Source organism: Pedobacter cryoconitis (assembly GCF_003259615.1).
GTDB classification, from domain to species: domain Bacteria; phylum Bacteroidota; class Bacteroidia; order Sphingobacteriales; family Sphingobacteriaceae; genus Pedobacter; species Pedobacter cryoconitis.
This window is the reverse complement of the sequence record NZ_QLLR01000006.1, coordinates 57,787-73,902: the sequence shown is the minus strand read 5'-3', so window position 1 is coordinate 73,902 and position 16,116 is coordinate 57,787. Positions and strand designations below refer to the sequence as shown.

General features: G+C 39.2%; 7 protein-coding genes and 1 tRNA gene. 3 read left to right on the top strand and 5 right to left on the bottom strand.

All coding sequences use genetic code 11. The features are described from left to right. Nucleotides 1-8 precede the first annotated feature (8 nt). Nucleotides 9-3,077 (bottom strand): SusC/RagA family TonB-linked outer membrane protein, encoded by a 3,069-nt coding sequence (locus tag LY11_RS09055; RefSeq protein ID WP_245952677.1) that lies wholly within the window; start codon nucleotides 3,075-3,077, stop codon nucleotides 9-11. 222 nt (nucleotides 3,078-3,299) lie between these two features. Here LY11_RS09055 and LY11_RS09050 point away from each other — a divergent pair, with 222 nt between their 5' ends. Continuing rightward, a complete protein-coding gene (locus LY11_RS09050; protein WP_111633397.1) occupies nucleotides 3,300-7,289 on the top strand; it encodes a hybrid sensor histidine kinase/response regulator transcription factor in 3,990 nt (1,329 codons plus the stop codon). 49 nt (nucleotides 7,290-7,338) lie between these two features. Here LY11_RS09050 and LY11_RS09045 read toward each other — a convergent pair whose 3' ends face one another. From LY11_RS09045 to LY11_RS09025, 4 genes are all read right to left on the bottom strand, one after another. Then, entirely contained in the window at nucleotides 7,339-8,343 is a 1,005-nt protein-coding gene (locus tag LY11_RS09045; protein ID WP_111633396.1) for a WD40/YVTN/BNR-like repeat-containing protein, read from the bottom strand. 312 nt (nucleotides 8,344-8,655) lie between these two features. Continuing rightward, nucleotides 8,656-8,745 (bottom strand) — tRNA-Ser (locus LY11_RS09035). A gap of 136 nt (nucleotides 8,746-8,881) precedes the next feature. After that, complete coding sequence (locus LY11_RS09030) at nucleotides 8,882-9,562, bottom strand: response regulator transcription factor (RefSeq protein WP_111633394.1); 681 nt, start codon at nucleotides 9,560-9,562, stop codon at nucleotides 8,882-8,884. Further along, nucleotides 9,559-10,896: a sensor histidine kinase gene (locus LY11_RS09025; protein ID WP_111633393.1), complete on the bottom strand. Its 1,338-nt coding sequence runs from the start codon at nucleotides 10,894-10,896 to the stop codon at nucleotides 9,559-9,561. Before LY11_RS09025 ends, LY11_RS09030 begins: the two co-directional genes overlap by 4 nt. 130 nt (nucleotides 10,897-11,026) lie before the next feature. Here LY11_RS09025 and LY11_RS09020 point away from each other — a divergent pair, with 130 nt between their 5' ends. Both LY11_RS09020 and LY11_RS09015 read left to right on the top strand, forming a co-directional pair. Beyond that, nucleotides 11,027-13,462: an outer membrane beta-barrel protein gene (locus tag LY11_RS09020; RefSeq protein ID WP_111633392.1), complete on the top strand. Its 2,436-nt coding sequence runs from the start codon at nucleotides 11,027-11,029 to the stop codon at nucleotides 13,460-13,462. A gap of 113 nt (nucleotides 13,463-13,575) precedes the next feature. Further along, nucleotides 13,576-16,020, top strand: a complete 2,445-nt coding sequence (locus tag LY11_RS09015; protein WP_111633391.1) for an outer membrane beta-barrel family protein — start codon at nucleotides 13,576-13,578, stop codon at nucleotides 16,018-16,020. Nucleotides 16,021-16,116: the final 96 nt, after the last annotated feature.

Genomic DNA, 16,116 nt, shown 5'->3' with positions numbered 1-16,116 from the left:
ATTTTTTTTTAAAAAGTGATCTGTGCCCCGATAATTAGTTGTAAGGTTGAAGGATAATAATTAAGGGTTGGATTTCCGCTGTCGTCAGTTTTTACTCCCGGCGTAAGGCCGTTTACCTGAGTCTGGTCAGGATCGCCCACACTATACTTTTTGAAGGTGTATAGATTACGTCCTGCAGCATAAATTCTAAGGCCATGGATAAATTTGGAGTTGAGCTTTCTTGTATAGCCCATCGAAACATTATCAATCTTTACAAAAGACCCATTTTCAAGGAAATAATCTGAGGGAATGGAAGTAGTGGAATTATTGGTGAGTTTTGAATATTTACTACCATTGTCATAAGCTGATGTAAGCACATTGATGTCAGATTGTGTTGCAGGGGTTCCCAGGAAAAATGCTGCGGTATTGAAAATTTTATAACCAAAGTTCCCTCTGAAAAATATGCTGAGATCAAATTGTTTATAAATAAAGGTATTGCCTAAGGAAGCTGTAAACTTTGGTAAGCCATTGCCAACAAATTGCTTATCATCGTTGTTTGCCTGGTTGGCGGGAACAATGGTGCCGTCTTTCTTGTAGACAAGTAAGGCCCCATTGGAGTCAACACCGGCATTTCTGAAGGTATAAAACGAGCCAACACGACGGCCTTCTTCCAAACGTTGTATTGTACCTGGTGAGCCTGGCGCTGGCAAGCTGGCAACATCCTGATAAGTTGCACCTTTATAAAGATCATTAGAGAATGAGACAAACTTATTGCTGTTGAAGGCACCGGCAAAGGTGAGACTGTAGCTGAAATCCTTGGTTTTTACCAAAGATGAATAGAGCTGCAACTCAAAACCTGAATTTTTAAGTGTGCCTACATTAGTAAAAGTGGTTGACTGCGGATTAGGGGGGAGTGGTACGTCATAGTTGCCGAGAAGGTCTTTATTTGTGCGAACATAGTAATTGATCGAACCGGATATTTTGTTCCTGAAGAGTTCAAAGTCAAGGCCCGCGTTAAAGTTAATAGCTTTTTCCCAGCCTAAATTCGGATTGGCGTTTTGTGAGGGGCCGTATACCTGGTAAGTTGTTCCATTGAATGGAAAATATCCTGCACCACCATATAGCAGAAGTGATAGATAATTACCGAAGTCTTGATTGCCTGTTACGCCATAATCAACCCGCAGCTTAAGGTCGTTTAACCAGGAGATCTTGTTTTTTAGAAAACTTTCCTCAGTAATACGCCATGCCGCTGATGCCGCAGGGAAATTTCCCCATTTATTATTTAATCCGAATTTTGAAGAGCCTTCGCGCCGCAAACTTGCTGTAAGCAGATATTTGTGATCATAGTCATAATTAACACGAGCGAAAAAAGCAATTAAGGCGGACCCGTTTTTTGTGGAAGAAACAGCATTTTGACCGTTACCTGCAGCACCACCATTATAAGTTCCTGATCCAAGATTATTCCATGAAAAAGAATCAAATGGGAAATCATAATTAACTGCCTGAAACTGCTCGTAGTTGTAAAGCGCATAGGAATATCCGCCTAATACTTTAAAGTTGTTTTTGCCAAATGTTGTGGCATAATTAGCAGTCCATTCAAAATTCTTTACGTCGTTTTCAACCTGTTCTTGTTTTGCATAATTTGTTTTGATTGTCTGGTTGTTGTGCAGGATGCTTGACAGTGTTGACGGGCTAAAATCCAGATTTTTAAAAGACGAACTGGATTCAGAGACTGTGGCAGTTGTAGATAAGTTCTTGAGCAGGTTAACTTTGAAACTGCCGCTGAGGTCCAGTTCCTTGATTTCCTGCTCGGCTTTGATCATTTTCGCATTTTCAACAGGATTGTTGGAAAAAAAACCTGTATTTAAATAATTATACTGCCCGGTTTGCGTGTATACAGGGTAGGTAGGATTAAGCGTGAGTGCATTGTTAAACCCTCCATAATCGGCGCGATTGGTATGCGCATATCTGGGTGCTGCCACAAGGTTCACTTCGTAGGTGTGATCTTTTGAAACGAAGTTTGCATTAATCCTGGTGCCATATTCTTTTTTTCGGGAACGCAGATCAATCCCATTGGCATCACGGTAGTCGGCAGAGGCGAAGTAATTTGTAGTGCCAGAACCGCCAGAAAGCTGGACGGTATGTTTTTGACCAATGGCTGGAGACTTGCTGACTTCTTTCAGCCAGTCGGTGTTGGCTCCATAATCCTGACCTTGTTTATTTCCTACCCTATTGGTAATGAATTCATCTTTAGATAAGATATTATATTTATTGGTGATATAATCAAAACTGCTATATCCATCATAAAAAAGCCGGGATTGTTCTGAACCTTTTTTGGTAGTGACAATGATTACTCCATTACTTCCCCTTGTACCATATATTGCAGAGGCAGCGCCGCCCTTCAGCACATCAATTGATTCTATATCATTTTGGTTTATATTATCAATATTGCCTCCGATAACACCATTAATGATATACAAAGGGCCCAGGCCTGCGTTTCTTGAAGATACACCACGCATCTGAATTGAGGGTGTAGAATTTGGATCTCCGGTTGCAGTATTGGTTATCGTCAGACCCGCTACTTTCCCCTGGAGCGCCTGCAGGGGACTGTTGCTGGCTACGGTTTGTAGTTCTTTAGCACCTATGTGGGTAATTGCGCTTGAAACTTCTCTTTTGTCAAGAGTGCCATATCCTACACTTACTACCACAACTTCATTTAGGGTACTCACGTTTTCCTTCAGCATAACATCGACCTTTGTCCGGTCGCCGACACGTTCTTCAAAGGTATTGTAACCGATAAAGCTGATTACCAGTATGGATGTTCCGCTTGTGACTGATAAACGATAGTTACCCTTACTATCTGAAACAGTTCCATTGTTAGTGCCCTTTTCTACTACAGATACGCCCGGTATTGCTCCGCCTTTTTCATCGGTAATCTTACCTGTAATTGAAAGGGCAGAAAATTTCAACCCATTGCCATGGTCAATTTTGGTAGCCGCTGCTGCATCCCAGGCCATAAAATGGCAGATCAGTACAAGCAGAAGTACATAGGGGTTAGCCCATACCGATGACTTAAAAATTTGTAAATTTTTGTTCATTATCGTAGTTTATATTGGTTAGAAAATATACTGCAGGTTAATAAAAACCTCACCTAATGTATTTGAATAAAAATTCAGTGGCTTATCACTACTGTTCAATTTTTATTCACTATGATTCAATATTATATTGGGAGCGCAGAAAATCTGGAATATGTCAATAAGTAACTTAATTTTATAAACCCTGATGTTACAGGCTATTCTATATGCACTATCAATAACGTGATGAAGAAGTTTCAGTATTTTTTAGTAACCCTATTGATAATTTTGGGTTTTAATAGTTTATGCTATGCTCAGCGCTATTATTTCCGGCACTACTTAACAGATGATGGATTATCTCATCATACAGTATTGAGTATTCTTCAAGATAAAAAGGGCTTCATCTGGCTGGGGACAAAAGATGGTCTTAATCGTTTCGACGGCTTCAATTTCAGAAAATTCACGAATCCACATCATCAATTCGGTAGTGTGGGTGACGACCAGGTTCATTCGCTGTGTGCAGACAGCGCCGGAAGCCTTTGGCTCGCAACCGGGCGGGGACTGTATCAGTTTGACCCTCAAACAGAGACTTTCAATGAGCGTATATTAAAGCCTTCCGAGCGTATAGGGGCCGTTGTCGCCACTGGTAAAATGATTTATTTTCTTGCTTCTGACACGGTATGGTCGTACAACCAGGAAACAAAGAAACTCCTTAATTTAAATATACAAGCCACTTGTTTAACTCTGGATAAAACCAACCAGCTATTGATGGGCAATAGTAACGGTGAAGTATTGCAGTGCAATTTTTCCAGCGGGCAAATACTGTGCTTTCAGGTGATAAATAAAAAGTTGTCAGCAAGCCTTAAAATGATTACTGCCGTTTTCCCTTCGGGTCAGGAGCTTATGGTTGGAACCAGCAAATTGGGTCTTCTGTGTTATAACCGGTTGACAAGGAGATCAAAAACGTTATTCCAGCGCAACACCGATGGCACAGCTATAAATGTGAGGTCAGTTTTAGCAGGAGCACCTGGAGAGCTATGGGTGGCCACTGAATCCGGAGTTTTTATCTACCATGCAAGTACTCAGACTACGACCATTTTACAGAAAAATCAAAGTGATCCTTATGCCATCAATGATAATGCTATTTATTCCCTTTGCCGTGATTCTGATGGAGGAATGTGGATTGGGACTTATTTCGGCGGGGTTAATTATTATACAGCAAAAAACTCGAGATTCAGGAAATATTACCATGTGGATGGAGGCAATTCTATTAAAGGGAACGCCATTAGTGCAATAGGCGAAGACGAGCTGCATCGCATTTGGGTTGGCACGGAAGACGCGGGGGTGAGTTGTCTGGATCTAAGCACAGGAAGTATTAAAAACTTTCGGCCGGATAACAGTCCTCAAAGTCTGGGGCATTCAAATGTGCATAGCCTGTTAATCGCAGGTCGTCAACTTTTTGTCGGCCTGTATGATCATGGATTAGAAGTGATGAACTTGAATACAGGTCTGATCAAAGAAAGATTCAGGGAACTTGGCGCAGTTTATGGGACACGCAGCAATTTTGTACTATGCCTGCTCAAAAGCAAACAGGGGAAAATTTACCTGGGAACGATTGGAGCGAATGCAGGGCTGTACGAATTTAACCAGAGTACCAGAAAGATTTCTGCCGTAAAAGGATTTGATTATCAGGACGGTGTTTTTGCTGTGATCGAAGACCATCAGGGCAGGATTTGGGTGGGGAGTGCTAATAATGGTGCATTCTGCTATGATCCGCATACAGGTAAAACTATCCATCTGAGATTTGGGAACAGCAGCCCTGATGAAGCTGTAATTGCAGAACCTACAGTCCATTGTATATATGAAGATGCCCAGGATAATATATGGTTTGGAACTGAGGGGGGAGGTGTAATTAAGCTGGACCGAAATGGTATTACCCAGAGCAGATACACAACAGATTCAGGGTTGTCCAGCAATTATATCTATCGAATTGTAGAAGATGGTAAACATCTGCTTTGGATGAGCTCTGTGAAAGGACTGATAAGGTTGAATCCTTCTAATGGAAAAATTACCACCTATACAAAAGAAAATGGATTGATCACTGATCAGTTCAATTACAGTGCAGCTTACAGCGCTGCAAACGGAATCATTTATTTTGGTAGTATTAAAGGTTTTGTAGCTTTTGATCCAGAGAATTTTAACCAGTTGTCCAATCCTCCACGACTTTATTTAACTACTTTAGAGATTAATAACCAAGCCTTTTCCAGTGACAAAGAAGATACGCTGTCAAAGAATTCTATAACTTATAAAGACCATCTTAATCTTTCCCACGACCAAAATAATATTAATCTTGAATTTGCGGCGCTCGACTATTCTGCAGCTAAAGCAATCAAATATCGTTATAGAATGCTTGGATTAAATGAATCCTGGATTTACCTCAACAGGAACAGAAAAGTTTATTTCACAGGGCTGGCTCCGGGAAATTATGTTTTTGAGTTTGCAGCAGAGAGTAATACAGGAGAATGGAAAACTGGTGAGAAAAAATTGTTCATCCGCATAAAACCGCCGGTCTATCTAACTGTTACTGCCTATTTAATATACTCTTGTATTGTTATTCTAGTCTTATATTTTTTAATTGTTACTTACAAAAAGTATATTAGCAATCAACATAATAGAAAGCTTGAGCAGTATGAGTATCAAAAAACTCAGGAATTAAATCAATCTAAGATCGAATTTTTTACAAATATTGCCCATGAACTGCGTACACCATTAACTTTAATTAAATTACCGCTTGATCAACTCATAACTCTTAAAGGGTTTGATGGAAAAGTTAAGGAAAATCTTACTATGATCAATAAAAATACTAATCGTTTAATAGAATTAACCAATCAATTACTGGATTTTAGGAAATCTGACAGGGGTAACCTCAACCTTGTATTCGTTAAAACCAATGTGAATACGCTGCTTGAGGATATTTATGATGATTTTCAGCTGATAGCTACACAAAAAAAACTGAATTATAAGCTGGAGTTACCCCGGCATTTAACACTCCATGCTTATCTGGACATCGAGGCTTTTAAAAAGATAATGGTTAACCTGATTTCCAACGCATTTAAATATGCAGAACAACTTATTTCTGTGAGAATTGTTCCGATCAACAGTGAAGATGATTCTTTTAGCCTGGAAGTTAAAAATGACGGGACACTAATACCTGCAAAGTATCATAAAAAAGTTTTTGAGCCTTTTTTTAGAATAGACGAAAATGATAAAAACTCAGGCACAGGTATAGGACTTTCGCTCGCGAAATCGCTTGCACTAATGCACAATGGAACGATAACACTGACAACCAACGCTCATGTCAATGTATTCACAGTGACCTTCCCTTTGCATCAGCAAACAGAGATCAACTATGTGGCAGATCACAGGGAAAACGACGATTCATTAGCTGATTCGATTGATTATAAATTATCTGCTAAAGGCCTTCCGGCAATTTTGCTTGTGGAGGATCATAGTGATATTCTGAAATATATTGCCCAGGAACTGGAGGAAGAATACTTTATTCTTAAGGCAAATGACGGAGTTGAAGCACTGGCCCTCTTAGAAAAACACCAGGTAAATCTGGTGGTAAGTGATATTATGATGCCAGGAATGGATGGCCTGGATTTGTGCAGAAGTATCAAGACCGATATTAATTACAGCCATATTCCTGTAATTCTGCTCACTGCTAAAAGCTCGGTTGATTCAAGGATTGAGGGGTTAGGGACTGGCGCGGATGTTTATATTGATAAGCCATTTTCCATGTCTCATTTACATATACAGATAAAAAGCTTGCTGAAAAACAGAAAATTAGTAAAAGAACATTTTGCGAGATCTCCTATTAGTGAGATCAAAGGGGTAGCCTATTCTAAAACTGATGTTACCTTCCTAAAACAGCTTACAGATGAGGTTTCCAGTCGATTAAGCGATTCCGCTCTCGATGTAGAAATGCTTTCTAAAGCAATGAATATGAGCAGGCCGACTTTATACAGGAAGATTAAGGCACTGACAAATATGACACCGAGTGCATTGATTGCACTTTACCGTTTAAAGTATGCTGCCGAACTTCTTGCTGCCAAACAATATAAAATTAACGAGATTGCCTTTATGATCGGGTATAATTCACCTGCGAATTTTACCAGAGACTTTCAAAAGCAATTTGGGATTACGCCTACTGCTTATATTAAAGGATTTGAATAATTGTGTTGATTAGCTGGTACAATAACTTGTAATTTTTGCTATTGGGGTACTACAGTCCGTATTTCAGTATATTTCCAGAACTGCCTGCGGCATAACTGTTATCAGCGCTTATTGAATAAACAGAACTTAAATATCCTGGGGATAATATTTTGACTGTCCACGTAATTCCTGCATCAGTAGTTTTAAAGATACTGCCTCCGTAGTCGCCCACTGCATAACCGTTATTTATGTCAGTGAAGAATATAGAATTTAAATTATAATTTTGGATAGTTTGTTTTGTCCAGCTTGTTCCAGCATCAGTGGTTTTGAGAATTGTTCCTTCATTACCAGTTATATATCCGTTATTTTTATCGATAAAATAAACGCAGCGTAAAGTTTCTGTTCCGACAGTTTGAGCTATCCATGCAGATCCTGCATTTGTTGTTTTAAATATAGAACCATCACCGCCAACTGCATAGCCGTTATTGGCATCTGTAAAATAAACGGACCGTAACCAGAGTGTTTCTCTTCCGACAATAGTACTTGTCCAGGTTGCACCTGCATCGGTTGTCTTAAGAATGGTTCCGTCACCGGCAACATAGCCAGTATTAGAGTCTGTAAAATAAACAGAGTTTGCACGAATATGTGCGCCGTTAATGTAGACTTCCCAACTGGCACCTGCATCCGTAGTTTTAAAGATATTAAAATCCCCGACTGCATAACCGTTTTTTCTATCGGTAAAATAAACAGATTTTAAGTCGACAGTTGTTCCGCTTTTTTGAAGTGTCCAGGAGATTCCATCTGTTGTTTTAAGAATAGTACCTTTTTTTCCAACAGCATATCCGTTGTTGCTGTCTGTAAAATAGAGGGAATTTAAATCGGCAGTTGTTCCCCTAACCTGGAATTTCCAGGAGGCAGGTGCAGGAGCAACAACTGGAGGAAGGCCTGGGTTATGAATAGTAGGGGCAGGATCTTTTTTTCTGCAGGATAAGGTTATGGCAATTAAGCTGATAATTAAGAGTGTTTTGATAATTTGAATTTTAGTTGTCAGCATATAATTGAATATGATCCTCATTTTATGGATAGTTATTGAATAAGTGTAGGCTTTATAGCTTTTTAGGTAATTAAAATTCTTTTAGAGATTTTAAAAGTAGTTAATTTATTTTTAATACTTATAGTTGCAGGTTGGGGTACTTTTTCCAGGGGTTTATCGTCCAGGAAGGGGATTAGCTCGTTACTCTCGCTGATCCCTTTTGGGGGGGCTTCAAACAAAAATGCTTGTCGCTGCGCTCCTGGCAATTTTTTGTTTTAAACCTGGCCTCTGAGCTGAAGGGCTCAGGCCGTTTTAAAACAAAAAATGCCACCCGAAGAGGGTAGCATTTTTGTTTGGCGGAGAGTGGGGGATTCGAACCCGCGGACCCTTTGACAAGTCAACAGTTTTCAAGACTGCCGCAATCGACCACTCTGCCAACTCTCCGCGACAAAAGTACAAATAATGTGCATTTCTGCAAACGTTAATCTGCTTTATATGTTTAAATGCCTCATTATGAATTGAAAAAAATGCTGTTTACATCAAAACAGGCTGCATTTTTACCGAAAAACTTGTAATTACCTCAGTTGTCAATGATAAAACGGAAGCCAATACCTCTTATACTTTCAATATGGATGCCTTTATCTTGTGCTAAATACTTTCTGAGCCTGCTGATAAATACATCCATACTCCGGCCGTTAAAGAAATCAGATTCTTTCCATAGGTGATTGAGTATATCATTTCTTTTGATCACCTGGTTCTGATGCAAACACAGGTAATGAAGTAACCGGGCTTCTTTTTCTGTAAGTATCTTTTGATCTCCGGCAGAAGTCAGCATCAGATTAACGGGTTCGAACTGATAAATCCCAATCTGAATGGTTTCCGGAGCAGGAGCAATTTTCGTTCGTTTCAGGATGTTCCTGATCCGCTGTATAAGCTCGTCTGCGTCAAAGGGTTTTAAAATATAATCATCAGCGCCTAGTTTGAGGCCATACAGGATGTCTTCTTTTAGTTTACGGGCAGTTACAAAAAGAAAGGGGAGTTGCGGATAAGTCTGCACTAGTTTTTCTGCCAGCGTGAAACCGTCTTCTTTAGGCATCATCACATCAATAATCAAAATATCATAAGCTTCTCTTTTTAGTTCCTCACGGGCTTCTATGCCGTTATATACCCGGTGGGCCTGGAAATTGTTTATTTCCAAATACTGCTTTAACAGGTTGCCCAGGTCAGTATCATCTTCTACTATTAATACTTTGATATTCATAAAGGTAAACTGATTAGAAATGTACTGCCTTTTCCGGGCTTACTTTTTACCGTGAGCTCAGCGCCAAGTTGTAAGGCTGCTTGTTTAGCCAGGTATAGTCCTAAGCCTAAGCCTTTAACGGTGTGTTTGTTTTGCTCTGGAATACGATAAAACTTATCAAAGATATACTGCTGATAAGGTACGGGAATACCAGGCCCGTGGTCGGTAATTTCTATATGATAATGCGCTGGTGTTTGCAAAGCGACTAAATGAATTGACAGGCCGTCTTCACTGTATTTTGCAGCATTGTCTATTAAGGTATTTAATATTTTTTCTACTGTTGTGGCATTGGTTAGCAACAGGCATGGTCCTGTAGCAATATTAGCTGTTAATTTGTGATTGGCAATCGCTAAATCATTCACATATTCCTGCAGGAAACTGGTAATTTCCAGCTCTTTATGTTCTACTTTTATAGCTGTTACCATTGCACTATCCAGTACGCTATCCACAAGCTGCCTTATTTTTCCATGCTGCCTGTTTAGTGATTGCAGCAGATCATTCAATAAGGCTGCTTCTGCCTGAACTTCTTTTAACAAAATACTTTTTAAGATGATACTTACAGAGCTTAAAGGGGTTTTCAACTCATGGGTAATGTTATTCGCAAAATCCGTTTTCATTTCTGCCAGTTTCTTTTGTCTGATCAGCGCGCTAAAAACCAGGTATAATAAAATAATCACAGCTACAATTAAACCAACAGCGAGAAATAATACACCAGCCATCCGTTTGATAACTTCATTTTCCCGCCTGGAAATATCCATAAGATTTGATTGCCTGATTATAATACGTAAATCCTCTCCATTGCTCAGCGTCACATCCTTATTTAAAGTAACCGCTGTGTGGAAGTCATCCCCGGAAAATACCACAGGCTTTGCCGTTGCAGCAAGCAATGTGTCTGATTTCCCATTGATCTCAAAGATGATTTCATCAAATTGTGATTTATAAGCGATGCCTTCAAGACCGGGGGTTTTGTCCTGCATTTTTTTTAAATAAACACTGAATTTATGACCGCTTTGCTGTGTGCTGCTCTTTAATAATTTTAGAAAACCAGGTTTGCTCATTGGATTAGTCACATACTGGATCACAGTTTGCCTTAACTCTGTCCTGATTTGTTCTTCTAAGGAAATCATAGCCGGGCTGTTGGTCAACTTGTGTGTTATTTCTTTTACCTCTGCATAAAAGTTATCCCTGGTAAGCCGGTAAGTGTTCCTGATCAGGTAATACTGAATAAAAGATAAAGTGCATACGATGATTACACATGCTATTAAAAGGACCCTGGTTGTGTGATTCTTGTTCATCTGGTATTTCAAATATAACAATAGTAAACCCACTTAGCTCATCATTGGATGCCCGTTAACTCTTCATTAACCTTTTGTTAACCATCGGTTCCGAAAGACAACAGCACTTTTGTCCCGAATCAAATAAACGATGATGAAACTTAGAATTATTGCGCTCCTGGTCACCTTGCTGCTCACAGCCTTAAATTTTGCAATTGCACAAACTAACTTAGTCCTCACTGGTCAGGTTTACAGCAAAATTCCATTGGATGGTGCTACGGTTTATCTTTACCAGGCGGCCGGTTCTATACCGGTTCAAACCGCAGTAACCGATTCAAAAGGAACGTATGCTCTGGCACATTTAAAAGCAGGTACTTACAGGATTGCTGTGATGATGATCGGATATGCGGTTTATAAAGGAGATAGTTTCCAATTACAAGTAAGTACTATTTTACCAGTAATTCAGCTACAGCAAACTGGATTAGCATTACAGGAAGTCAAAATAAGCGGTCAAAAAGCTTTAATAGAAAAAAAGATAGACCGTACCGTGATCAATGTAGAGGCAATGGTCAGTAGTGCCGGAAGTACTGTTTATGAAGTGCTTGAGAAGTCTCCGGGGATTATGATTGATCAAAGTGGAGGGGTGAGTTTAAAGGGAAAAGGGGCGGTTATATTTATTGATGATAAGCCGGCCTACCTTTCAGGAGCTGACCTGGAAAGTTATTTAAAGTCATTGCCTTCATCTACTGTTGATCAGATCGAGCTGATGAGTAATCCGCCTGCCAAATATGATGCAGCAGGGAATGGCGGAATTATCAATATCAGGACGAAAAAGAGCAAATTAAAGGGATTTAATGGCGGAGTTAATCTAAGCTATGTCCAGGGGGAATATACGCGGACTAACAATAGCTTTAACTTCAATTACCGGTATAATAAAGTGAACTTATTCGGTAATGCCGGGCTTGCAGTGATTAATAATTATAGTGATCTGGATATTAACCGCCATTTTGAAAATGCAAATGGAGCGATCACTTCTAATTTCTTACAGAATTCTTTTTCCCGTACAACCGGACAAAGTTATACCAGCAAGGTCGGTATGGATTACTATTTATCTGAGAAAACCACTTTAGGTATTGGATTGACCGGGTTATACCGTCCTTCGAAACAAAAAATGTTTGTTAAAAGTGTTTTTACAAATGCTCAGAATTTGCCCGACTCTACTGTATTGGCTGATAACAGGGAACTGCATAAATTCAGAAACATAGGCGTTAATTTAAATTACAGGCATTTATTTGATAAGAATGGCCGGGAGTTAACGGCAGACATAGATTATGTAAATTATAAAACTCAAAACAATCAATCTTTTGATAACAATAGTTATCCGCAGGATGGACTGCTTGCCAGCAACTACCTGTTAACGGGATCTCTGCCTGCCGGAATTAATATATATTCAGCTAAAATGGATTATTCACATCCTTTGAAAAGCGGTGTCAAATTGGAAACCGGGCTTAAAACCAGTTACACACAGACTGATAATATTGCTGATTATTTTTATACAGTAAACCAGGTTACCAAACCGGATTACAATAAGACTAATCATTTTTTATACAAAGAGCATATCAATGCAGCTTATGTAAATGCAAATAAGGAATTTAAGGGTTTAACTGTACAAGCAGGCCTGAGATTGGAGAACACAGTTTCTAACGGAAATCAGCTGGGCAATGTACAAAAGGCTGATTCTACTTTTAAACGTAATTATACAGGGCTGTTTCCTACGTTGTTTTTGCAGTATAAACTGGATAGTGCAGGTACTAATTTGCTCAGCATGGATTATGGGCGAAGAATTGACAGGCCTTATTACCAGGATTTAAACCCATTTTTATCCCCGATTGATAAGTTTACTTATTATACTGGAAATCCTTTTTTGAAGCCATCTTATACCAATAGTATCGAACTGTCTCATACTTATAAGGGCAAATTTACAACGTCGCTGAGTTATGGAAAATCGCTTGATCAGGTGAATGAGACAATTGAAATTGTTAACGGAATTTATTACAGCAGGCCAGGCAATATTGGAAGTGCTACAGTGAAGTCACTATCTTTTGATGGGAGTTTTGATCTGGCTTCCTGGTTTAACTTTCATTTTTATGGACAGGTAACCAATATTCATACGGTAAGTGCATTTTATACGGGGCAACTGGATACGAAAGGTACATTCTACTATTTAAAACCAATTTTGCAGTTTAAAGCCGGGAAGGATTGGACCATACAGCTGGATGGTTATTACCAAAGTAAAATAACGAATGTTCAGTTTGTTACTGGTGAACAGAAAAGAGTGAATGTGGCAATTGCTAAGAAACTGTCAGCGAATACAACAATTAAGCTAGTGGTTAATGATGTGTTCCATTCTTATGTAAATAGCGGTGCGATTAATAATTTAGCACTCACCAAAGCTGATTATCATAATGTGAATGACAGCAGGACCGGGGTAGTTTCTTTAAGCTACAGGTTTGGTAAAGCGATCTCCAATTTGCGCAAACATGAAGGAAGCGGAGCGGAAAGCGAACAGAAACGGGTGAAGAATTGATTTTTAATATGTTAAGGTGGTGAACTGTTATTTTTATCATTCTGGTGATTAATTTGTATTAACTTACTCTCCATATAATTATAACAAGACCGAAAACATTACCATATTTATTCATGATTGATGCTAATTTTAAGCAAAATATTTTATTAATTTTTCTACTTACTTGTGTATTTTCAAATGGCTTCGCACAAAGCAATACGAAGCTCATCTTAAAAGGTATCCTTAAGAATTTAGATAACGTGGCCATTGATGGCGCGACTTTATTTTTAAAGGACGGTCACACTGGTCAGGTTATTAAACAAAGTTTAACCAGTGCGGATGGGGCTTTTACTTTGACGACCGATTCCGGGAGTTATGTGGTTGCTGCGAGTTACCTTGGTGCGCTGTCTTATCAAAGCCAGCTGCTACAGTTGTCGGAAAACATGGATCTTGGCGTTATTAAAATTGAAGTTATCACCCGTAGTTTAAAGGAGATTGTTATTCAAAGCTCAGCTAATAAACCGCTTGTTAAAATTGAAGGCAGGAAAATGATTTATAATATCCAGCAAAGTATAACCGCGCAAGGGACTAATGTACTGGAAGCCTTAAAGAAAACTCCGGGTGTAATCGTTAACCAGGATAACTCAATTACATTGAATGGTGCAAACGGTGCGCTGGTTATGATTAATGGCAGGCAAACTTATTTGCAGGCTGCTGAACTGGCACAGCTACTGAAAACGATGTCCTCCTCCGACTTAAAATCTATTGAGGTTATCAGAAATCCATCCTCCGAATATGATGCTGCTGGTACTGGTGGTATTATTAATCTTGTGCTTCAAAAATCAATTGCTGAAGGTTTCAACGGCAGTATTAACAATGGAGTTGCTTACGGGGTCACTTTAAAGCAAAACACCAATATGAACCTTAACTTCCGGAAAGGAAAAGTTAACCTGTTTGGAAGTTACAACCATAATTTCGGGCATTTTGCGATGGACTACGACAATGACCGGACCACCAATGGAAAGGTATATCTGAATGCGAATCATGATGTGGATAAGCGCCGTAACATCGGGTCAGCTTTGGGTGCAGATTATGCTATAGATACAACTAAAACCATTGGAATTGTGATGAATGGTAATTTTTCAAGTGGTGGAGGCCTGATTACCCCGTTAACGAATATTTATGATCAGCCAACAGGACAGCTTTTACAGACGCTGAAAAGTCAGAGTGATTATCCGGATCAGAAGACTAACCGTTATAATGTTAACCTGAATTACCGCTATAAAGGGCGTAAAAATAATATACTGGATATAGATGCTGATTATGGGATTTTCGATGCAGCTACAAAAAACCTGAGTACAAATAGTTTTTATGCTCCAAATGGTGATTTTCAATCTGCTAATAATTTTTTGGTGGCCAATAGCAGGGATATTAAATTGTATGCAGTTAAGGCTGACTATGGCTTTTCGCTGGGGAAAGGGAGAATGGTAACTGGTGCAAAATTTTCTACTGTAAATGCTGACAATGTATTCAATCAGTATGATATGAATAGTAGTGTAGCAATAATTGATGTCGATGTATCCAATACCTTTAAGTATCAGGAGCAAATAACTGCAGGATACCTGAAGTACGAAACTCCGGTTAATGAAGAACTCCAGGTGGATATTGGTGTAAGAATGGAAAATACGCATTCTAAAGGAGATTTGCAGCCGCGGAATGGCAGTAATCAGTCGCCGGTTTTGGTGGTGAGAAATTATTTGAATGTGTTTCCGACTGCCGGGATTACTTATAAAACCAAAAATTCAGGGACCTATAATTTAAGTGTGGCACGCCGTATTGACCGTCCTGCGTATAATGATCTGAACCCATTCTCTTATCCTGTAGATGAGCTTTCTTACTGGAAAGGAAATCCATTTCTTCAGCCTCAATATGCAAATACACTGGCGCTGCAGTATAGTTATAAAAATACAACAATATCAGCTGGTTATACAAAGACAAGTGATCTGAGCAGCGGGATAACGGAAGTGCTTGAACAGAACAGGATTATTATGATCCCAAGAAATATAGGATTTCAGAATAACCTTAACCTGACTATTACACAACAAATTACCCTGGCCAAATGGTGGACAATGAGCCTGACCGGGATCGGATACCGTTTGGAGAATAAAGTGGGAACTCCTGAATATGGAAATTATAGCCGCAGCCGTTTTGCAGGTACATTTAATATTCAGCAAACTTTTAACCTGCCTGGTCATATGACAGCTGAGGTTGCGGGCGTAGTCAATTCGAAAAATATAAGTGGGCTGAATACTTATATCAAGAGTAATTCACAAGTTGATCTTGGCTTGCAAAAGAATTTAATGAAAGACAAGGCAACACTTAAGCTGGCGGTTACTGACCTGTTCAGGACGAATAAAATTAATACAGATACACAATTGAACAATTTATTGCTTCATACCACTTATGTAGGAGAAAGCCGCCAGATACGCCTGAATTTTACGTATCGTTTCGGCAATAAAAAGATTAAATCAAAAGATAACCGCGAGTCAGGCTTACAAAATGAATCGCAAAGATTATAAACAGCAGCTTATTTTTATAAGATTTAATGATTTGATGTGTACCGCGATTTGTCCGGTTATTCGCGAATACTAAGCAGGGGGCAGGCTTATACTTAG